Genomic DNA, 21646 nt, shown 5'->3' with positions numbered 1-21646 from the left:
TGGCGCTTTGCCATCCGCTTTGCGATAAGATGCCTGCGATGCGCGTGGCGCGAGTGCTCACCAACGAGACGTGCAACCAGGCTTGCGGCTTCTGCTCGGCACGAAGGCCCGCGGAACGCCGCGATTTCGTCGTTGCGCCGGCGGTCGTGCGACGCATCGACGCGGCCCTTTCCGCGGGCGCTCGCGAAATCATCTTGACGGGCGGCGAACCGACGATGCGTCGAGACCTCGCGGATCTGGTGCGATACGCTCGATCGCGCGGCGCAGCGCGCGTGGTGCTCGAAACCAACGCGGCGCTCGTGACGGGCGATTCCGCACGCGCACTTGCTCGCGAGGGCCTCGACATGGCGCGGGTGCACTTGCCCGCGTTCGGTCCCGAAGCGGATGCGATCACGCGAGACGAAGGAGGGTTTGTCGCCACGCTCGCGGGCATACGCGCGCTCGCCAATGCAGGCGTGCCCCTGAAATCGCCACGCCGATTGTTTCGACGAACCTGCATCTCGTCGCAAACATCCCGCCCGGACTTCGAGCTGCAAACATCGACGTCTTGCGCATCGTCGTGACGGCGGTGGTCGATGGACCGGATCGAAGCGGCATCGCGAACGTGGCGGATGCCGCACGCGCCATCGAGCGGCTCGACGAAGCAGCCCGGACAAACGGCATTCCGCTACAATTCGACCCCGGCGGCCTATTGCCGCCGTGCGTTTTCGACAAACCTCATCGCGTCGCGCATCTGTATGCGCTGACGCCGGGCGGGGGAGCTCGAGCTGGGTTTTCCCGAGTCGCTGTATGCCAAGAATGTTTGGCGGCGGATCGTTGTCCTGGCGTGCCTTCGGCGCTTTGGTTGCATTCGCCAAACCTCGATGCAAAACCGATTACCGAAGATCGCATTCGGCGCAAGCTCACGGTGATTTCGTCGACGAAAGAACAAATTCGGCGCGAGCTCGTGACGCGGGACGTCTACCGGTCCCCGACGGGCGAGCGCATTCCGTCGCACATCGTCCGCATTCATTTTCATTGCAATCAAGCGTGCGACTTTTGTTTTGTGTCGACGCACCTTCCCGCCCCCGACGATGCCGACGTGCGAAACGCCATTTTGGAAATTTCGCGCCAAGGGGGCGTGTTGCAACTCTCCGGGGGCGAACCGACACTCAATCCGCGCGTGAGTGAATACGTGAAGCTGGGCAAAGCGGAGGAGCCGCGGCGGTCGAATTGCAAACGAATGCCGTGAGGGCTCGCGGACGAACGATTGACGAGGTCGCTCGAAGAAGCGGGGCTCGACGTAGCGTTCGTGTCGCTTCACGGAGCACGGGCGGCCGTTTCCGATGGGATTACCCGCGCGCCGGGCACGTTCGACAAGACGCTGCGCGGCATCGATGCTTTATCGCGGACGAAGGTGCACGTGCGCTTGAATTTCGTGTTTTGCGAGCCAAACCGCCGAGAATTTCCGGACTTCGTGCGTCTCGTGGCTTCACGCTGGCCGCGCGCGGAGATCAATGTATCCATTGCTTCCGCATTTACGGATTGGTGCCTCGCACGCCCGACTTGATTCCAAGATACGTGGATGTTTTGCCGCTCTTGGAAGAAGGATTGAAGATCGCGCGGGAAGCGAACGTGCCCGTGATCGGCTTCGAATCCATGTGTGGAATGCCGCTGTGTTTGGCGCCCGTGGACAAGCGAGCTCAATTGGAGCTCGCCGAAATCCCCGATGGCCACGATGGTGGCGAATTCGTCCGAACCGAGGCATGCGGACGATGTGATCTATCGACGCGTTGTTTTGGGTTGCGTCGAAGTTATGCTGAATTGCATGGTACGAGCGAACCGACGCCCATCGTTTTTTCCGCCGAACCCGAAGAACACAGGAAACTGACCGAATCCGTATGAACGAGCAAGCAACCTCCGCGTGGACCCCTCGAATTTTTGGCGAACCAGACGATACCACGACGGTGTTATCCATGGTGGGTTTGCCCGCCCGAGGGAAAACCTACATTGCCCGGCGAGTCGCCCGATATTTGAATTGGCTCGGGCATCCGACGCGAGTCTTCAACGTTGGCAATTATCGACGCAAGATTTTGGGAGCGAGTCAACCGGCGGACTTTTTTGCTCCCGCCAATGCAGCGGGCAGGAAGGTCTTGAACGATCTGGCCATGCAAGCGCTCGAAGACATGCTCGATTGGCTGCAAGAGGGCGGAGAAGTGGGCATATTCGATGCCACGAACAGCACCAATGACAGGCGGCGCATCGTCGAAGCGCGATGTCGCAAAGCCGGCGTGCCGCTCGTCTTCATCGAATCATTTTGCAATGATCCCGCCGTCATCGAAGCGAACGTGCGCGACACGAAACTGAAATCGCTCGATTACGCGGGCATGGATCCCGAAGCCGCGGCGCACGATTTCCTTCGGCGCATTGCCCATTACGAAGGCATGTACGAAACGCTCGACGACCCTTCGCAGAGCTACATCAAAATCATCGATGTCGGCCGTCAAGTCATCCTCAATCGCATTCACGGGTATTTGCCGGCGCGCCTCGCCCCTTTGCTCATCGACATGCACGTTTCGCCGCGTCCCATTTGGCTGACGAGGCACGGGCAGAGCATGTACAACGTGCTCGGAAAGATTGGCGGCGATCCGGAGCTTTCTCCGGCCGGCGAAGAATATGCGAAACACTTGGCAGAATTCGTAAAACAACATGCTCCGCGCGACCAGGAAGTCAGCATTTGGACGAGCACGCTCCGGCGCACGATTCAAACGGCCCAGGCAATCACGCGGACGCCAAGGTCTTGGCGCGGGCTCGACGAAATCGACGCCGGGGTTTGCGACGGCATGACGTACGATCAAATTCGCCTCGAATTGCCCGACGTCTGGGCCGCGCGCGGGACGGATAAATTTCGGTATCGATATCCACGCGGCGAATCTTATGAAGACGTCATCCAAAGGCTCGATCCGATCATCATCCAGCTCGAACGGCAGCGCTCTCCCGTGCTCGTGATTGCGCATCAAGCGGTCCTGCGGGCCATTTACGCGTACTTGATGGACCTTGCCCCGAGCAAATGCCCCAACATCAGCATGCCGCTGCACACGGTGATTCAACTCACGCCCAATGCGTATGGTTGCGAGGAAAAACGGTTTGTCTTGGCACCGCACGTGGAAGACCAAGGAGCAGGCGGCTGAGAGGGCATCGAGGAGCTGCGCGTCGGGGTGAGATTCACTCGCTTTACCATCTTCCATGCTCGAGCGTTGCGCGTTATGATGCGCCAATGCGCACTCGACTCGTACCTCTCCTCAGCTTGATCGCCGTCCTTGGTTGTTCCTCCAGCAATGACAATACTGGCTTGGCCAGCTCGTCGGGCTCGTCCTCTGGTTCGAGCTCTGGATCCGGAGGTGGCGGATCCGGTGGGGCATCCAATGGTGCTGGGGGCAATGGCGGCGAAGGAGGAGTCAGCTTCACGTCGTCGAGCGGCACGGGCGGCGCGGGCGGCGGCGCGGTGACGTGCTCGGACAAACTCACGATGCGCGTGCGGGATTTTTCCGAAGCGCATCCGGACTTTCAGTGGAGTGGACATCCCAATTTCGGTCAAATCGTGGGAGTTCGGCCGGGTATCGTGGCCAAGGATTTGGCACAGCAACCGGACGGCACGTACAAGCCCGTGTACGTCGCCGGCGGTGAAGTCGGCCCCAATGGCCCGACGTATGCACCATTTACGGGAGCTGCCAATTTCGATACGTGGTATCGCGACACGCCAGGCGTCAATTTCGCCACCAACGTCGAGCTGCCGCTCATCACGGACGGCACTTCGCTCGTGTACGACGATGCGAATTTTCACCCGATCGACGCGACGTTCGGCTTTGGCAATGAAGGATTCGAGCTGAATGGCATGCCGAACAATTGGCACTTCACCTCGGAAGCCATTGCCTCGTTCCGCTACCAGGGCGGCGAGGTATTCACGTTCCGGGGGGACGACGACATCTGGATCTTCATCAATCACAAACTCGCAATCGACCTCGGCGGGCTTCACGGGCCCGAGCAAGGCAGCGTCGATCTCGACCAGCGTGCCGCCGAACTAGGCTTGGTCATTGGTCAGGTTTACGACCTGCAAGTGTTTCACGCAGAGCGTAATTTTTCGGGCTCGAATTACCGATTCGAGACGAGCAATTTTTGCTTGTTGCCAGTCGACCCGCCGAAGTAGGACACGCACGGCTGGCACCGTTTCCGGTGATGTGCGTTGCGTTCACGAAAAGGCTTGGCGCTTTTTCCCGGCCGCGTCGATATCGTGCGGACCAAGGCGCACGATTTTTCATCATTTCAGTATTGAAGTCGCGCGATCCATGTGTCTACAATGGTTTTACGTGGACTCTTTGTCACCGACGAAGACTCGATTCGTAGGCGAAGGGGTTGTCCGGTGTTTGCATGGTTGAATGGATGAATCGGCGAACGGCAGGTTTTAGACGCGCACAGCCATCACCTCGAGGGTAAGACGAAAGTAGCCGCCATGTTGCCCAAGCCACTCACGCAATCTCGATATGAAATCGTCGCCAAAATCGCATCTGGGGGGATGGCGACGGTGTATCTGGGTGTCCTGAAGGGGCCGTACGGTTTCGAGCAACTCGTCGCAATCAAGCGGCTTCATCCGCACTTGCTCGACGAACCTTCGTCACGAGAATCGTTTCTGATGGAGGCGCGTATGGCGGCGCGCATTCGTCATGCCAACGTCGTGGACGTGCGCGACATTGAAATCATTGACGAAACCGTGCAGCTCATCATGCCGTACATCGAGGGCGCGTCGCTCGGTAGCCTCATTGTCACGGCGACGCAGCGCAAGAGCAAGATACCGCCGAGTGTGGTGATCCGGATCATGCTCGATGCTTGCGCGGGGCTGCACGCGGCGCACGAGCTGAAGGATGCCGCAGGAAAACCGCTGGGGCTCGTGCACCGAGACATATCGCCGCAGAACGTGCTCGTCGGAGTCGACGGTATTGCCCGCATTACCGATTTCGGCGTTGCTCGTGACGAAAGCAGCAATCGTTTGCGCACGAGCACAGGGCTACTCAAGGGCAAATTCGCCTACATGTCCCCGGAATACATCAATGGAAAGCGGCCTGATCGGCGCTTGGATGTCTTTGCGCTGGGCGTCGTGTTATGGGAAGCACTCGCAGGGCGAAGGCTATTTCGAGGAAGCAACGACGGCGAGACGCTTTCGCGGGTGACGAGCGTGGAGGTTCCGCGCATTGGGCATATGGTTCCGGAGCTCGGAGACGAGCTCGATGCGGTGCTGGAAATGGCGCTTTCGAAAGCACCGGAGACGCGTTTTTGCACAGCTCAGGCGCTCGGCGCAGCGCTCGAAGCGATTGCGGCACCAGCAAACATGATTGCGCCGGTCGCAGAGGTGAGTCGTTACGTGCGTGAAACGGCGCGTGAAGACCTCGGAAGGCTCGAGGAATTGCGCCGATCGGCATTGAGCAAGAGTGGTACGCACGAAAAAGTGCCCCATACTGAAACGACAGCAATGTCCACGACGCCAACGATGCCGCAAGCCGGCCAGCGGACAGCGCAACATTTCGATACAGCGAATGACAAGACGAACATCGTACCCATTTTGGATCTAGCACACGCCCCGCAATCGGCGCTCATTGCACGAATATTGGATGGCGAAGGCGAAATGGACCGCCATGCGGATACCGAAGCCCAATCGAGTGTCGTGCATTCGGTGTCCGCTGAGAGAATGCCCGCGCCATCGTTCCCACCGACATTGAAGCGGCCCGCTGGACCTCGAGGAACGACACTGATGGCGCCGGTTCACAATGTGCAAGTGGTCGCCGCTGCACCGTTATCGCTTGCCGGCGGATCTTCGGCCAGCGCGGCGGCAGAGGCAGCAGCTCCGCCAAAGACGGCTGCACGAAATGAAATGGGCGTGTCGACGTTGCCGATCGCATTTCAACGCATTGCGCGTCCAGTATTGCCTTTCAAAACAGAAAAATCCAGCCTCAAGCGCGCGTTGCGAAACCGATGGGTTCTTGCTGCCGGAGTGCTCTTCCTTCTCTTGGGAATCGGAACGACGCTTTGGATGGTGCCGCGAAGCGGAGCGCGCAATGTGAACGCAGCCGAATCCGAAGCCAAGTGAGGAGCAGCGCAGCAAAGATCCAGCGCCTGCTCGTCTGTTCTCTCTTGCTTTAACGTCGATCTGGATGTCTCATTCGACTTGCCCTCGCGGTGCAACGACGCGCCGATCGGAGCATCCAGCCATGCCTACACTGCTGCAGAAACCAGAGTTTCAGTTGTTCGCGCTCGCTACGGTGGGCGCACTCGTCTTGCTCATTGCGTTCTTCGTCACGCTGGCGAAATTCTATCGCCGCTGTGGGGCCGATGAGGCGCTCGTACGTACAGGATCGGGCGGCAACAAGGTCGTCATTGGGGGCGGCATCTTCGTCTATCCGATCCTGCATCAACTCCTGCGCGTCTCGCTGCACTCGATGAAACTCTCCGTCGAACGCAGCGGCAAAAACGCGCTCGTGACGAAGGACAAGATCAAGGCCAACGTCACGACCGAGCTTTACATCAAGGTCGAGCCGATTTCCGATGACGTGCTCGCCGCCGCGCGGTCGTTTGGCGAAAGAAACTTCGACGAACAAGCGATCGGTGACCTCATCGAAGGTAAATTGACGGACGCGTTGCGCAGCGTGTCGGCTAATCAGACGTTCATGGAGCTGCACGGGCAGCGAAAACAATTCGCCGAGCATATTCAAAGCGTGCTTTCCGACGAGCTGAAGAAGAACGGGCTCACGCTGGAAAACGTGTCGATTACGGCGCTGGCGATGGTCCCAGTGAAGGAGCTCGATCCGCACGACGTATTCGATGCCGAGGGTTTGCGGGCGATTACCGAGAGCGTGCAGTCGAATGCGGATCAGACGAACAAGATCCAGCGCGAAAAGGAGCTGGCCATTCAGCTCACGAACGCAGATGCACGTAAGCGCGCATTGATGATCGAGCAGGATCAGAAGCAAGCGGAGGCGGATCAGGCGCGTAAAGTGTCCGAATACGCTGCAACGCAAAAAGCGGAAACGGCGAAGGCCGTCTATATTCAGGAGCAAGCGCAAGAGCTCGCGGCACTCGAAAAGCGCAAGGCAACGGAGACGGGGCGCATTCAGCAAGAGCAGGCCATTGCGGTGGCCGAAGCAGCTCGGCAACGAGGGCAACGCGAAGCGCAGATTGCCGCGGAGAAGGCGCAGCAGGCCGCAGAAATCGCAAAGCAGCGCGAAATCGAAGCGGCAATGATCGAAAAAGACAAAGCCGTGCAAGCGGCCGAGGTCGATCGCCAAAAGGCGCTCGAAACGGCATCCATCGACAAGCAGAAGGCCGTCGAGAGTGCCGAGATCGTCAAGCAGCAAGCGGTCGAAACGGCGCGTATTGCAAAACAAATCGCGGTGACGCAAAGCGAAGAACAGGCCGCTCGCGCAGCAGCATTGAAAGCGCAAGCCGAGGCCGAGCAGCAGCAGGCCATGCAAGCGATCATCACGGTCGAAGAAACGGCAAAGGCAAACCGCGAAAAGGCCATTGCGGTCATCAAGTCCGAAGAGGAAGCGCAGCAATCACGAATTGCGGCCGAGCGTGAAGCATTCAAGTTGAAGCTCGAGGCGGAAGCGCGGGCGGCGACATTGAAAGCGCAAGCGGAAGGTGAAGCGGCGGCGAAACGAGCAGCGGCGGAAGGTGAAATTGCCAAGGCGCAAGGTTTGGCGCAAGCCCGTGAGCTCGATGCGCAGGCAAATGCGAACGTATTGAGACTCGGCGCCGAAGCGAAAGCAACGGCAGCAGCGCAAGAAGCGCAGGCATTGATTTCGCTCGCCGAAGCCACGAAAAAGCGTGGTGATGCCGAAGCCGAAGCGAAACGGAAGCTCATCGAGGCAGAAAATGCAGTTTCGACGAAATTCCTTTTGCGAGATGTCGCCGTCAAGGCGCTCGATGTATTGCCTGCGGTCACGCGCGAGCTCATGACGCCCGCGCGAGCGATCAGCGAAATCAAGGTGCTGCAACTCCAGGGCGGGCCCGGTTCTGCAGGCGGGAATGGCGAAAATGGCGCAACGCCGCTCGGCAATGTCGCGTCGCCGATTCTAAAAACAATCCTCGAAGCGGGTGCAGCATATCCGTTGCTGCGTGAAATGATGGCATTTTCGCAGGTGGATGGGCAAGCTCTCGCGGACAAGGCGCGCGCGTTCCTTGGAACATTGCCGGCAGAGTTGCGCCAAACGCTCGAAAAGGACCCGACATTCGCGAAAAAGCTCGAGGATCTCGGTGTGCACACGACAAACGGCGACGGAGCAAAGGGTATCGAGGTGCGTGACGCCGAGCCGGTGACCCTTCCGCCGGGCGCGCAGGCTCGATGACGACGCCCCGTACCGATCCCGATCGCGCGGCGCTCACGGCCCTGGCGCAGATTGCCGAGGGTCTCTTGAGCGCGCGCGGCGGGGATCTCGGATATGATACTTGGAGATCGGGTTTTCGCGAGCTGGTGCAGCGTGATCCAATCGACACGCTGCTCGCGACGGTCCTTGGCGGCGGATATCTATTTTGGCTCGCGGAAAAAGACGCCAATCCACAATGCCGCACGCTCGTGGACGCCATCCTCTTCGTTGCATCGAGCTTATCCCTCGGATACGACGAAAAGTTCGCCGTAACGAACGCCGGTAAATCGCTCGCAGCGTTCATCATGACATTTGGACCGGGCGCAGCAGAACGCGCATTCGACCCACCGCTCGCGGAGCAAAAGGCGGAAGCGGAAGCGGCGGCACGGGCCCAAGCGGAATCGATCGAGCTTCAAAAGGCAATCTTGGCGAAACTCGAGGCGATTTTGGGGCAGCTCGAAAAGCGACCGGCTTGATCAATCGTAATGGCGAGCCCGCCGTCGGCTCGTGTTTTTTCCGGCACTTGCGGTTCCCCCCTAACTCGCCCGCTTCGCGGGCTCGAACAGAGGGCCCCCCCGCAAGCGCCGGAAAAAACACGAACCAACGGCTACGTCCAATACGCCCGCACGAACGTCGACCATTCTTGTCATAGGTGGAAGTCCTCATTTTCTGGCGTTCGTGGTGGGTCCCACTGTTCGAGCGCGCGAAGCGCGCGAGTTTGGGGGAACCACGAACGCCAGAAAATGAGGACTTCTACCGGGGTTTCATTTCGCAGGCTTCGGTTCTGGCTGGCCAAACTTGTACATTGCTCCAAGCCCAATCATCGTGGCACTTGCCGAATACGTGCCGCCATTGATGATGTTCGGATTCGGCGCAGGATTCGCAATGACGGGGCTCACCTGCGAAATCTTCGCTTGCCGAGGGTCGACGTCCTGCGAAAAAATCACCGCGTGCGCAACGACCATGTCGAGCCGAAGAGCTCCAAGCGTCAAGCCCGCTCCTATCGACGGCGTGATTTTATTGGAATCGATCGTCAAGACCGACACGTATTCGTTCGGCACCGCGCTCGTTTCGAAGCCAAAACCCGCTCGCACGTCAATTTGCGCTTTGCCCACGGGAATCCGATATTCTCCACCGAGGCGCACTGAAAACGCACCTTGAAATTGCCGCTGGAGATTCACCGGCGGGATGTAATAGGTTTCAGGGAAACCCACGACGTTTTTCAGCGCAACCCCCTCGGGATCAACGCGAATGCTGTCGTGCACGCCCCAGCCATCGTATGCAAGCGCTGCTTCCAGGCGCAGTTTGTCCACGGGCCGAGCCTCCACGCCCGCCCGCAAGTTCCACGGCAATTCGAATGCAACGCTCGCATCTTCCCCTTCCTGTTTCGCCGTCGCAAAGGGCGCCGCCGATGGAAGCCTCGTGCGAATCGTTCCACCCGAACGAACCCAAAATGGCAAATGCCCGGACAAACCCACCCGCACTTTCGGATGAGGGAGCCAAATCACCCCCGCATTGCCCGATGGAGCGACAATCGGGCCGACCGACATTTCTGCCAAAACGTCCCATTCCGGTTGCTCCGGCGCACAGAAAAACTTGTCCGGAACGCACCCGGAAAAGACGACCGTGGTGTTGAACGATCCGGCCAATATTTCAAGCCCCGCACCAATACGCAACGTCGGCGACACTTCGTACGACGCATATGCCCCGCCCACGCCAAGGATCGAGCCTTCGAGCGACAGGAGCGAATATCGTTGCGGCGCTGGCCTTCCGTTTACGGTGTCGGGGTACGTCGCAATGCCCGCATAAGGCGCCCACAAACCGAAGGCCACCGTCCATTTGTCCGCAGGAACGAAGGAAAAAGCAAGCGTCGGAATGGGAATGAACGGCGCGCTTCCTTGCACTGGGTCGAGCGTTTGGATTTGCTCGGATATCGTTTCACCCGTATTCGGATCGGTTTGTCGCACCAGCGTTCTGCGCGTGTAATCGCTCGAAAAGTGCACGTACGTCGCGTCGAGCAAGAGCGACTTGCCCACATCTGCCAATCCCGCGGGATTGTAGACGATGGCGCCGAGGTCATCTGCGCCGGCGACGAATGCGCCTCCACGTCCGAGCGGCCGCACGCCACGTTCGGATAGATAAAGCCCCGCGGCGTCGGCTCGGGCGCCGAACGACGCAATGGTGAATGCTGCCATCGCGCCCACGGTGGCGCGTGCCAAAACGGTTCGAGAGCAAATCATTCGCGAGGTCGTTTCTGTACGATGGTGTAGATTTGTTCGAGCCCGCGCGTATCGCTCGTCAAAAAGTCCCGCGTCGCGCGGAAAATCGTTTCGTAATCGGCCGGGAGCAGCGGCGCCGTCGGCACCGTCGCGTCAATGCGGCTCACCTCCGCCACGGTGTCCATGATGACTTCGAGTGGCGCCGGTCCCTTGCCCCCATTCATGGGCTCCACCAAATTCGGCAGCACGTGATCCATCACGTGATACTTGTCGTATTCGTCGGTCGTGAGCGCTTTCAATAGCTGCAAGGTTGCCGGCAACGTCCCTTTCGTGCCATCCGCGTTTTCAGGCTCCGCCGCTGCGCTCACCGCATTCAGAATGGATTCGATTTCCTTGTCAGCAAGCAGCACTTGCAGCGAATCCGCAATCGACGACAACGTCGCTTCGAGCGCTTGGCCTGGGGAGCTCGACGAAAGCATGTATTCGAGCAGTCGTTCGAGTTCGCGCCGCGCTGGTTCGTGCTGGCGAATCTTTTCGAGCAAATCCATGGTGGCAGCGACCATCGGGCCGCTGAGACCATCGGCCATGTTTTGGCCCATTTCGGACCTTGCCCACTCGCACTTGACGCCATTCTCGCGATTCGGACAATGCGCATTCACTTGCTCGCGGAATGCACGAAGCGTCGTCGAAAGCGTTCGAGGAATCCCCGGATTGGAGAATTTTGCACTCGTCCCCGTTCCTTCGATGCCCAAGAATTGATCCACGAGCTGCGAACGCGCTCGTTTCCATTGTCCTTTGCGCCGCTCCGCATCCAAGCGACAAGCATCGTACGCCGTTTGGCAATCAGCCAATTCTTGACCCGTCTTGCCATCGCATCCGCACGCATTGTCGAACCGCAGGTCCATCGCGTGGAAACCATCGGCGAAAAGCGTAAATCCCGTCACCTGGGCTTGCGGCGTTCCATCGGTCCACGTGGTCGACGAATTGCCATTGCGATCGACCATTCCAACGCTCGATGCATACGCTGGATCGAAAAGAATACGCGCTGCCTTTTCGAGCACCTGCGAACCGGTGAGAACTTGCCCCGCCTTGGGACCTCGAACGATCGTCACTTTTGATACGTCGCGCGCCGCTTTGGCGAACTCCGCGAGCGCCGGCACGACGTCCGTCACGAATGCTTCCCCAAGGATCGGCTCGTACGTATTCAGGCCCGCGCCCGAACAATACGCTGGATTCGTCGTCGCATCCCCCGTTTCGGAGCATTCTGGCCCATGATCGGGTCCTGGCCAATGCTTTTTCAAGACGTCGATCAAGTCGAGCAACATCTCTTCGCCATCGGCTTTGAAATTGCCCGGCGCGTACTCCTCGCAATTCGGCGTGCACGTCGCATTCGCAAATGCCACGACGAGCGGACGGAGGTAATCGTAGAAGCCGAATCGTTCGAGCAAGAACAGTGTGTTCTTTCCGCGCAAGCGAAGCACGTCTTCTTTCACGTCGCATTTGCGCGTGCCGACGGGCGTGATCGTACACACGGCAGTTCCGACCGGCTCGATCAAGGCCGAAACGAAGTCGTTGGTCTTCTGGTTTTTCCCATTCACATAGGGATCGAGGTCCGGCATGACCGGGAATTGCGTGGACGATGCTCCGAAAAATACCAAACGGTTGAGCGCCGCCGGTTCGGGCTTCAGCGTCAAACCATTGATGCCCGACGAATCCTCGAACAGTTTATCCTTGCTCGTGAAAATGCCGAGGAAGTTCAGAAGCGCTTCGAGCTCACCCGCCTTGATCTTGAATTCGGCGCGCTTTTGATGATTCAGCGGCAGAACCGAATCGAGATAAAATACAGCCAAGTTCTCGAATGACAATAGCTCGCATTCGTCGTACCCGCTGCCGAAAATCGGCCAGGTCAGGTCGAGGCCTCCGACCGATGCTTTGACTTTGGCCCCCTGCTTGTTGCACGCTTTGACTTTGTTCGCCAAATGAATGATATCGATCGCCCGCTCCCAGCACGAGCGATTGTTACCGGTCACCGGCTTCGTTCGATCGACGGGTGTCGACGGATCGAGCGGATTGTTCGTCGTGACGTTCCATGCGGGTGCATTGATATCCTCGACGTAATACGTCATTTCATCCGTATGCGTCATGAGCTTCGCGAACGCTTCGCCCACGTGCGCAACGCCGCCTGTAGGTGTCGTCATCGCCGGATCCGCAAACGATTCGATCAATTTTGCCGTGAGACCCGGCCGCGCCGTAATGCGCGCCATGATTTGCGCAACCTCGTCCCAGATGGGCGTCTTGTACGGGATTTGTGCAACCCTCTCTTTACCCGCGGCAGCGAGCTTATCGTGTTCGAGCGCAATTTCGCGAATGCGTAGCGTCGCTCCCAAGAGCCGCGCCACTTTGTCTTCGTGATTCTCCACCAAATCGATGAGCCCCTGCACGAGCGCATCCGAATCCTCGTCCGCAAGAATCTGCCCGAGCGCATGCGCCAAGTCCGGCAGCGGCGAATCTTCACCTCGGAACCGCTTGTACGGCAAACACGACGCGCACGTATCACCCGCGGGCCTAACCTTTTCCGTTTCGAGGTCGTACACGGCATCTTCGCGATCGCCGAGCAAAAGATTCGCGCCCGCCACTGCATACATCAACGTTTCGCGCTCTGCTTTCCACGCGTCATCCCCTGCATTGGGCGCATATTGCGTGGCATCCACGAGGTTGCCCAAGTCTTGCGCCACCGCTCCAATCAGCGTCCGTGACGTGTCGATGTATTCATACGCGAATGGCTCCGGGCGCCCCCAACCATCGGTGCCCGGCGTTCCCTGTACGGCGAACGGAGCGAGCACCGGGACGGGCACGTTGTTCGTCGTAATGAATTGCCCGAATTCATCGACATCGGCATACCCGTCGCCATTGCTATCCGTAAATGGATCCGACACCGTCCCTGTTTGTCCGGGAACGTTTCCGAAGGGCGTCACGAATCCGCGCCGGTCTCGTTTGCCAATCCACGTCGGCGCGGCCGCAGAATCTTTTGCAAAACTCGGATGCTGATCGAGCAAAACACGCACCAAGAATTCGCCCGTCTCCATGGGGCGGCTCGGTTGCGCCTTCGCCGCGTCCACGACAATGGGCGAAAGCTGGGAAATCGTCGATTTGAACGTCGCCAAATCACGACTGACGACACGGAGAATCTGCACGAGCTCCGGGGCAATTTGGCCATCGGGCGCGAGCACATCGAGCAGCGATGTCAAAAGCGGGCGGAGCCGAGGATAACTCAAAAGTGGACGCGTGACGCCCAGCCCCACGGGAACCGGCCGATACCCCTGGCGTCCCCATATCGACGACATGGCATTCCGCGCCTTTTCACTTTCCAAAAGCGACGCAAAAATACCACCCATTGCACGCGTGGATGCGGGCGCCGCAGGAGCACCTTGGGGTTCGTAAGGGTTTGTTTCGTATAATTTGGACAACTGCTGACTGAACGTCAATAATGCATCGTGCATTCGCACCGTGTCGCCCGATGCTTCGGTCGTCACGTCCTCGATTTCAGCGTCGGGAAAAATGGCATTGAATGCACGCACCAAGTCTCCGCGACGCCGCGCCATCGCCTCGATCTTCGCAATCCCGAGCTCCCGCGCTTTCGTCTGCTCTTCACCACTTACCGGAGGCAGATAACTTATGTCCACCTCGTCCGCGTACACGCCCGTGTTCGAGTAGTGGCAAACCGAATGGTACGACGCGCCGGTGATGTCTTCCGTGAGCGCTCCGGCTCCGATGCGATCGCAAAGCACGCCGAACATGTCGTCACCGAGCGTTGCTTTTGGCGGCGCGATGCGTGTCGTATCGATTCCTTCGTGGCAAGACGCCGCAGTGATAACGACCGCAGCCAAACCGAGACCTCGAACGACGCGACCCAAAACGGAGGAACGACGAGTGCGTGCACGCATGGAGAGCCCTCTTGCATGCATCTTACACCGATCTTGCGAGCTTTGGAACCACCGAGTTTTTCATTTTGACGGACAGGTTCGTTAAAAATTGCTACACCCTCGCCCCATGTCGCTCCTGCCGCCCGAACCTGTCGTTCCCGACCAACAGCGAGCCCGCGCACCGTTTCCCCTGCGTTATGACGACATCGCTCAAACCGGCCACATGCTCGTGACGGCGATCCCCGTCGCGCTCAGTGACAGCGGCTGGAAGATCGTCTCGAAGTACATCTCCGACGACACGTTTCGACGAACGCGTATTTTGCCCATTTTGAGTCGCTTCGTCATCGAAGCAGGTTCGGCACCGTTATCGGTATCGTCCCGCATCGAAAGTGAATCAGCCATTCAGCTTGCGCATACGCTCGGGCCGGACGGTCAGGTCGAAAGGCTCGTGCTGAACATGTGGTGCAATATCGTCGGCGAAGCTGGACGAACGCACGGGCCTCGGCCGCCGAACGCGGGCACATTGCTATTGGCAGGGCGCGTTTTTGCCGAGCATGTGATGACGCGACCATTCGATCCGCCGGAGTCGCGCCGAGTCGTCGAGCTCGACATGCCAGGTCTTCCGCGCATTCCGCCGGATCGTCACGATTGGCAGCCGCCCGAGACGCTCATGCAATTGCCCGAAGGGGCGTCTTGGCTGGATGATTCGTTTGCATTCGATGCGGCACCGATCGTCTTCGGCAGCGATCGAACGGATTCGAACTATCACGTCAACTCATTGGTGTATCTGCGGCTCTTCATCGATGCGGCGCTACGAAGATTATGGGACCTCGGCAAACGCGCGCCACTACGCGCGAATGCATTGGAGATTGCGTACCGAAAGCCGAGTTTTGCGGGCGAGCGAGTGCACGTTGCGCTGCGTGCATTCACGTGCGCCGAGCGCGTGGGCGCGTCGCTTTTGCTGGTATCGGACAAGGACGCTGCTGGGGCGATAGAAGCTGCGCGGCCGCGTTGTTTTGCGCGGGTGTGGTTCGTGGGGGAGTGAGTCTCGCTCACTTCCTCTTCGTCAAAAGCACCACGCCGAAGATCGCCCCCAGCGTCAATATGATCGTCGCGCCGCTCGCCACGTTCGCGTGATACGACAAAAGCAGCCCCACGACCGACCCCAACATGCCCATTGCAATGGAAATCCACGCGACGCGGCCAATGGTTTTTCCCAGCATTTTCGCCGTCGCCGCCGGAATCACCACGAACGAGCTCACGAGCGCAATGCCCACCGTCTTCACCGCCACGACGATGACCACCGCGGTGAGTGCCAATAGCATGTAATCGAGCGCCGCGACGGGCACGCCCGATAGCGCCGCAAGCTCCGCATCGAACGTGGCATACGCGAGCTTCGTCCATGTAAACGCCATGAGCACGATCGTAATCGCTGCAACGACGCCCACCGTAATGAGGTCCTCGACGGATATCGCCAAAATGCTCCCGAACAAGACCGTTTCGACGTTCACCTGCGGTCCCTCGGCCGTTCTCAGCCCCAAAAACAGGACACCGAGCGCAAACGATACCGCCGAAAACACGCCCGTCGCCACATCGCCGCGTAAACTCCCTCGACGAAGCACGTACCCGATGCCCACCGCCACGATGACCGTGAATGGCAAAGCGACCCAGGTCATTCGTTCGAGCGTCACGCCGAGGAGCAGGCCCAATGCAATGCCGCCGAATGCTGCGTGAGCCAATCCGTCACCAATGAACGAAAGGCCTCGCTGCACCACGAATACGCCAATCATCGCACACAAACCACCCACCACCGCGCCGGCGATCATCGCCCGCTGCATGAATGGCACCATCAAAGGTTCGAGCAGCGCGTCCACAGCGATTTACTCCTCGTCCGGCAAGTGTTTATGCGAATGCGCAGGATGATCTCCCGCGGCAACCGACGATATTGCAGAAAATGACGATTGCCCGAGCAGCTCGCTCGGCAGCCCCCACGCCGCCACCTTCCCCGCGTCGATGTACACCACGCGCTCCGCACAACGCGCCATTGCCGCGAGGTTGTGCGTCACCAAAATGGCCGCAAGCTCGTCGCTGGCCGATATTTCCGCCAAAAGATCCAAAAACTCAGCGCGCCCCTTGACGTCGACGCCCGCCGTGGGTTCGTCCAAAATGACGAGCGACGGCTTGTTCACGAGCGCTCGCGCCAAAAATACGCGCTGCGTTTCTCCACCCGAAAGACGCGCCAATTGTTTCTCGAGCAGTTTTTCCCCGCCGACGTGTTTCAACACTTCCACGGCCCGCGCCCTTTCGGCTTCCGTGATGCGCAAAGGCCAACTTCCTCGCATCGCCGCCACGATCAAATCGATCGATCGCGCCGGAAACGTCATGTCGCTCGTTTTTCGCTGCGGAACGTATCCCACTTCGCGCAATGCCTTTTGCGCTGGTTTGCCCATGATACGAATGGTGCCGCTCGTGAGCGGCATGAGGCCCAGCACTGCCTTCAAAAAGGTGCTCTTTCCCGCGCCATTCGGTCCGCAAAGACAAACGAATTCACCTTTGGGCACCCAAAAGGAGATTTCGTCGAGGAGCCGCCGCCCGGGCACTTCGACCACGAGCTTGTCGATTTCGAGCACCTTGGGAAGCGACGGATCCGGAAGCGAAAAATGCCCATGGGGCAATTCTTGCGGTGCTGCGGTCATTTCAACGCCTTGTCGAGCACTTCGGTGTTTTTCTCGAGAAGCTTTTCGTACGTTTCGACGCCGGTGCTACCGCCAATCGGATCCAATTCGAAGAGCGGCAATTTCGCTTGATCGGCGATCACTTGCGCCGGACGACGATCGAGCTGCGGTTCGGAGAAGAGCGCTGCCGCTTTGCTCTTTTCAATGGCCGTGAGCACGTCCTTTACGTATCTGGCCGTGGGTTCCTTGCCCGGGAATGGCTCGATGACGGCCGAAATGCGCAAACCATATCGCTCGGCATAATACCCCATCGATCCGTGGAACGTGACGATCGTCTTTTTCGTCCACGCTTTCGACTTCGCTTCAATGGCCGCGTGCAGTTTGTCGAGCTCACCCTCGACGGTTTTCCCTCGCGCCTTGTACCCTTCGGCACCCGCTGCATCGAGTTTTTCGAAGGCCTCCACGATTGTCGGGACAACCGCCTTCATGCGCACCGGATCGAGCCAGAAATGCGGATCTTCGGCGCCGTGATGGTGATGATGCCCGTGATGATCGTGCCCGCCCTTCGCCGCGCCCTTCGGTTCCGGCTTCGGCGCGTGATCTCCATCGTCGTGCTCACGACCATCGTGCGCCTTCTCGTCGTGATGGTCGCCCTTTTTCCCGTGGTCGTGATCGTGATCGTCATCCTTGGCGGGTTTGTCCTCGTGCTCCTCGGCCTCCTCGACCGCCGCTTCGCCGACCTCTTCCGCGGTCATCTTGCGCGGGTTTGCCTTGGGACCGAGCTGCACGATGGGCACGTCGTTTCCAGCAGCGCCGCGAACGATTTTCTCGAGCCACCCGTCCATGGACAAACCCACGGACAAACCCAGCTTGCTCTTCGCAACCTGCGCCATTTCCTTCGGCGTCGGATCGTAGCTGTGCTCGGAACGCCCAGGCGGAAGCACGAGCACCACGTCGAGGCGATCGCCCGCGACGCGACGAGCGATGTCCCAGAGCGGGAAGATCGACACGGCGACGCGAGGTTTGTCCGCGGATGCAGTCGTTCCGGATCCCTTGCGATCGCAGCCAAACATCATCGTGGAGGCGAAGATCGCGGCGAGGTATTGGAGATGAGCGCGCCTTTGATGCATCGGGAATTCTTTCTGAGCTGAGCTTGTCCGCAGCATCTCAGAGACAAGGCGCAGCGCTGTCAAGCGGCGCGGCGCACAGGATGTGCCGAAGCGTTTCCCGAGCACGTTTGCGCACGTATCATGCGCATGTGTCGTCTATCCAAAAAGTCTCCTCGAGCGACTCGAACCTCGCGTCGCATGCTGCATTCCCACGCGAGAACGTGTGCATCGACTGCCGCACGCTGCTCGGCCCCAAAGAAGCGTGCGACGGAGGGCCCAAGCATCGCGTCGCGGCGCTCGGCAATTCTGCCGGTCGAAGCAAACTCTTGAACGAGGTGTGGGGACCTCCGTCGGTCCGACGCCGCGCCAAACAACTGGCGAAAGCAGGCGGTGGAGGCGCTGGAATCGGATCGCTTTTCGAAGGATGCGGAAGCGGCGGCTGCGACGGATGCGGAAGCGTTGCTCTCGATGCAGAAGCGCTCGCCGTCATTGGCGTGATCCTCTTCGTTGCAGTCGCGGGCGTGCTGCTCGTGTGGCTCATGATGAAGATCATCGAATGGGTGCGTGCGTATCGCAATCGGCCGAAGCCGAATGGAGGCGTCGTGCGTCCAGCATCCATCGGGCGCAAGCCGGGTCCTTACGGCGTCATCGTTGGCAAAGCGAAAACGCTTGCACCAGCAACGGGTTCGTCATGCGTCGCGTGGGCGCTCGACTTGCGCAGCTCGAGGTTTCTCGGGACAGACTTGATGCTTCGAGACGCAGAGACGTGTGGCTTCGACGTGAAGCTCGACGACGGGACCACAGCGCGGATCCCCGCGGGTCGCATTCGTCTCGAAGGACCACACAAGCGCGTGGATCGCGGTGATGCGACGAATCTCGAGCAGTTTGTCCAGACGCTCGCACCGCTCGACGATCCCGAAGACGAAGGGCTCGATCCATTTCCGTACGACGTCGCGGACGAGGTCGTCGTGAAGCCTGGTGATCGCGTGCGTCTCTTTGGCGACTTCGATCGCGAGGCGGATCCCAACGTCGCGGCTGGTTATCGTGGAGCGAGCGTGATCTTGGTGCCGCAGAACGTGCCTGCGATACGCATCGTGAAAGCTTGACGTGTGATTGCGCGTCGAAAGCGCTCGCGATACCCTCGGCGCCATGTCTACGAAGGTGGAGCTTGCGGCGTGCCAGGTTCACGTCACGCCGGAAACGTATGCATCGGAGACGAGCTTCGATGCGATGCTCAATCGAATCGGCGGCAAGCTCGAAGAAGCGCGAACGGCGCGCGGCCACGAATACGCATATCCGTGTCTTGCGGTTTTTCCGGAAACGATTGGAACATTCTTGCCGCTCGTGGATCGATTGGATGGCGTGCGTGATGCCAAAACCACGGACGATGCGCTTGGGCGCATTGCACGAAAATCGGCTTTGGGTATTGCGCGTGCCATGGTTCGCGGAAAAACCCTGCATCCGACGGTGGCATTTTTGCTTTCGGTTGCCCCCGAGGTACGCCGCATTTATCGAAATGCGTTTTCACGGTTTGCTCAGCGGTACAACGTGTGGACGGTGGCGGGCAGTGCATTTTTGCCGCGGAACGCATATGGGGATCTCGCCGACGACTTTTCGCCCACCGATGGCCGAATATACAATACTTCGTACATTTTCAATCCCAAGGGCCGTCACGTCGGTGTTGTTCGCAAAGTGAATCTCGTGCCGACGGTCGAAGACAGCGTGGGTTTGTCGCCGGGGCACAAGGGTGATTTATGGCCCGTGACGACGCCTTTTGGTCAGATTGGAACGCTCATTTGTTACGATGGATTTCGCGTTGCGCACACGCCGAACGAACCGCGCTTTTGCCCGCTCTTGACGCATTACGACGATCATGGTTGCCGCATCGTGGCGCAACCATCTGCGAATTTTTGGCCGTGGGACGACACGTGGACGTTTCAAGGCGTCCAAGGTTCGATGAAACGTCACGAACAATGGCTGAACGAAGGGCTTTTGTCGCAGATGGATCAGGTACCGCTGCAATCTTTGAAGTATGCGGTGACGGCGCAATTGCTCGGGGAAGTATTCGACAATCGCTTCGATGGCCGATCGCACATTCTGGAGAGAACGTCCGAAGGAGCACGCATTCTTGCGGAAGCGCCGCGCGGGGATGTGTCACCGGAGGCAGAAACTGTCGTGTTTCGGGTGGTCGAGGTCTAGACGAAGCCGGTTGTGGTATTAGATTCCGGCCCCCAAACTTGTAGGACGACGCCTTCATGCAACAACCCAATCCGTGGATTTTGTTCATGGGCGGCCTGATGCTTTTTCAGGTCGCGGCTATGGTGTACGGAATCAAAGCAGCACCGGAATGGGCGAAGCTCCTCGGCGCGCTCATTGTCGCGGCGTGTGGCGTGTTGTCGATGCTGATCGGGCTGAAGCGGCAGTTCGGCAAGAAACCGGAACCACCGAAGAAGGTGCAACTGAAGCGCGAGCGAAATGCGACGCGGTCTTCGAGCGACTTGAACTAGCGAAACACATCCTTCGCAGCGCGCACCTTGCCCAACACTTCCGCGCGGTTTTCGCCGTGGTAATGCGCCTTGATCGTCGGCTCGTCCACCCGCAAAAACGGATTCGTCGCAAGCTCTTCAGCTATCGTCGAAGGCACCGTAGGCTCATTGCGAGAACGCTTCTCCTGCGCCATTTCGAGTTTCCGCTTGACGTCTTCGTTCTCGGGTTCCGCCGCAGCGGCAAATCGCAAATTGCTCACCGTGTATTCATGTCCGCAATACACGCGCGTATTTTGCGGCAGCCGCGCAATCTTGTCGCACAAGGAAACCACCATCATCTCCGGCGTCCCCTCGAAAAGCCGCCCACAACCCGCAACGAACATCGTGTCGCCCGTAAATACGGCATCCTCGACGACGTACGCAATGGCGCCGAGCGTGTGGCCCGGAACGAAGAGGCAACGGAATGACAAACCGGCAACATCGAACGTCGAGCCGTCCGAGACGCCCACGGTTTGCGCCGGAATGCGCTTTTGATCGAAATCGCTTTGCGACCCGTACACCGGCAACGCGCCGTACTTGGCGACGAGCGCTTCGTTGCCACCCACATGATCAAAATGGTGGTGCGTGGCCAGAATGCCCACGAGCTTCAGGCCTTCACGCTCGAGCGCCGCGATGACCGGCTCGGCCTCCGAAGGATCCACGACGACGGCTTCTCGACTCCCCTCGGCAACGACGAGGTAGGCGTAATTGTCGCTCAAACATGCAACGGGAAAAACTCGCATGGCGCGCAAGATACGCGGAATCGAGCGACGACTCAACCGGGTCTTTCAAAAAGAGCGCA

19 protein-coding genes are annotated in these 21646 nt (G+C 59.2%); 13 read left to right on the top strand and 6 right to left on the bottom strand.

Annotated elements, in window-relative coordinates; genetic code table 11:
• Positions 1–29 precede the first annotated feature (29 nt).
• The 9 genes from IPM54_09670 (at position 30) to IPM54_09630 (ending at position 8869) form a co-directional block, all read left to right on the top strand.
• Positions 30–563: a radical SAM protein gene (locus IPM54_09670; GenBank protein ID MBK9260090.1), complete on the top strand. Its 534-nt coding sequence runs from the start codon at positions 30–32 to the stop codon at positions 561–563.
• Complete coding sequence (locus IPM54_09665) at positions 548–1231, top strand: hypothetical protein (protein MBK9260089.1); 684 nt, start codon at positions 548–550, stop codon at positions 1229–1231. The genes IPM54_09670 and IPM54_09665 overlap by 16 nt, the downstream gene beginning before the upstream one ends.
• An 18-nt stretch (positions 1232–1249) precedes the next feature.
• Positions 1250–1549: a hypothetical protein gene (locus tag IPM54_09660; GenBank protein ID MBK9260088.1), complete on the top strand. Its 300-nt coding sequence runs from the start codon at positions 1250–1252 to the stop codon at positions 1547–1549.
• Positions 1528–1884, top strand: a complete 357-nt coding sequence (locus IPM54_09655) for a hypothetical protein (GenBank protein ID MBK9260087.1) — start codon at positions 1528–1530, stop codon at positions 1882–1884. The genes IPM54_09660 and IPM54_09655 overlap by 22 nt, the downstream gene beginning before the upstream one ends.
• Positions 1881–3170, top strand: coding sequence for a histidine phosphatase family protein (locus IPM54_09650; GenBank protein ID MBK9260086.1), 1290 nt, complete (start codon positions 1881–1883; stop codon positions 3168–3170). Before IPM54_09655 ends, IPM54_09650 begins: the two co-directional genes overlap by 4 nt.
• An 86-nt stretch (positions 3171–3256) precedes the next feature.
• Positions 3257–4186, top strand: coding sequence for a fibro-slime domain-containing protein (locus IPM54_09645; GenBank protein ID MBK9260085.1), 930 nt, complete (start codon positions 3257–3259; stop codon positions 4184–4186).
• Positions 4187–4489: 303 nt separating this feature from the next.
• Complete coding sequence (locus tag IPM54_09640) at positions 4490–6118, top strand: serine/threonine protein kinase (protein MBK9260084.1); 1629 nt, start codon at positions 4490–4492, stop codon at positions 6116–6118.
• Positions 6119–6239: 121 nt separating this feature from the next.
• Positions 6240–8375, top strand: a complete 2136-nt coding sequence (locus IPM54_09635; GenBank protein MBK9260083.1) for a hypothetical protein — start codon at positions 6240–6242, stop codon at positions 8373–8375.
• Positions 8372–8869 carry a hypothetical protein gene (locus IPM54_09630; protein ID MBK9260082.1) on the top strand — a complete coding sequence of 166 codons (498 nt, stop codon included), beginning with the start codon at positions 8372–8374 and terminating at the stop codon, positions 8867–8869. Before IPM54_09635 ends, IPM54_09630 begins: the two co-directional genes overlap by 4 nt.
• Before the next feature lie 288 nt (positions 8870–9157).
• Here IPM54_09630 and IPM54_09625 read toward each other — a convergent pair whose 3' ends face one another.
• Positions 9158–10633 (bottom strand): outer membrane protein transport protein, encoded by a 1476-nt coding sequence (locus IPM54_09625; GenBank protein ID MBK9260081.1) that lies wholly within the window; start codon positions 10631–10633, stop codon positions 9158–9160.
• The gene (locus IPM54_09620; protein MBK9260080.1) at positions 10630–14556 is read right to left on the bottom strand and encodes a hypothetical protein; all 3927 of its coding nucleotides are present in this window, start codon (positions 14554–14556) and stop codon (positions 10630–10632) included. Before IPM54_09620 ends, IPM54_09625 begins: the two co-directional genes overlap by 4 nt.
• A 106-nt stretch (positions 14557–14662) precedes the next feature.
• On the opposite strand from IPM54_09620, the gene IPM54_09615 reads away from it, so the two are divergent.
• Positions 14663–15580, top strand: a complete 918-nt coding sequence (locus tag IPM54_09615; GenBank protein MBK9260079.1) for a hypothetical protein — start codon at positions 14663–14665, stop codon at positions 15578–15580.
• Between the two features lie 7 nt (positions 15581–15587).
• Here IPM54_09615 and IPM54_09610 read toward each other — a convergent pair whose 3' ends face one another.
• From IPM54_09610 to IPM54_09600, 3 genes are read right to left on the bottom strand one after another with little or no spacing between them, the layout of a single operon-like run.
• Positions 15588–16400 carry a metal ABC transporter permease gene (locus tag IPM54_09610; protein ID MBK9260078.1) on the bottom strand — a complete coding sequence of 271 codons (813 nt, stop codon included), beginning with the start codon at positions 16398–16400 and terminating at the stop codon, positions 15588–15590.
• A 15-nt stretch (positions 16401–16415) separates the two neighbouring features.
• Positions 16416–17231: an ATP-binding cassette domain-containing protein gene (locus IPM54_09605; GenBank protein ID MBK9260077.1), complete on the bottom strand. Its 816-nt coding sequence runs from the start codon at positions 17229–17231 to the stop codon at positions 16416–16418.
• A complete protein-coding gene (locus tag IPM54_09600) occupies positions 17228–18340 on the bottom strand; it encodes a zinc ABC transporter substrate-binding protein (protein ID MBK9260076.1) in 1113 nt (370 codons plus the stop codon). Before IPM54_09600 ends, IPM54_09605 begins: the two co-directional genes overlap by 4 nt.
• Positions 18341–18468: 128 nt before the next feature.
• Here IPM54_09600 and IPM54_09595 point away from each other — a divergent pair, with 128 nt between their 5' ends.
• Genes IPM54_09595 through IPM54_09585 form a run of 3 tightly spaced genes read left to right on the top strand, consistent with a single transcriptional unit; the run spans position 18469 to position 20826 of the window.
• On the top strand, positions 18469–19425 hold the full coding sequence (locus IPM54_09595) for a hypothetical protein (GenBank protein ID MBK9260075.1): 957 nt from the start codon (positions 18469–18471) through the stop codon (positions 19423–19425).
• Positions 19426–19468: 43 nt separating this feature from the next.
• Complete coding sequence (locus IPM54_09590) at positions 19469–20518, top strand: carbon-nitrogen hydrolase family protein (GenBank protein ID MBK9260074.1); 1050 nt, start codon at positions 19469–19471, stop codon at positions 20516–20518.
• A gap of 56 nt (positions 20519–20574) precedes the next feature.
• Complete coding sequence (locus IPM54_09585) at positions 20575–20826, top strand: hypothetical protein (GenBank protein MBK9260073.1); 252 nt, start codon at positions 20575–20577, stop codon at positions 20824–20826.
• Here IPM54_09585 and gloB read toward each other — a convergent pair.
• Positions 20823–21587 carry a hydroxyacylglutathione hydrolase gene (gene gloB, locus IPM54_09580; GenBank protein MBK9260072.1) on the bottom strand — a complete coding sequence of 255 codons (765 nt, stop codon included), beginning with the start codon at positions 21585–21587 and terminating at the stop codon, positions 20823–20825. The two genes, IPM54_09585 and gloB, sit on opposite strands and share 4 nt — an antisense overlap.
• Positions 21588–21646: the final 59 nt, after the last annotated feature.

It is taken from the genome of Polyangiaceae bacterium, assembly GCA_016715885.1.
In the GTDB taxonomy this organism is placed as follows: Bacteria; Myxococcota_A; Polyangia; order Polyangiales; family Polyangiaceae; genus Polyangium.
The sequence above is the reverse complement of the archived record's forward strand: the minus strand, read 5'-3'. Positions and strand labels throughout refer to the sequence as shown.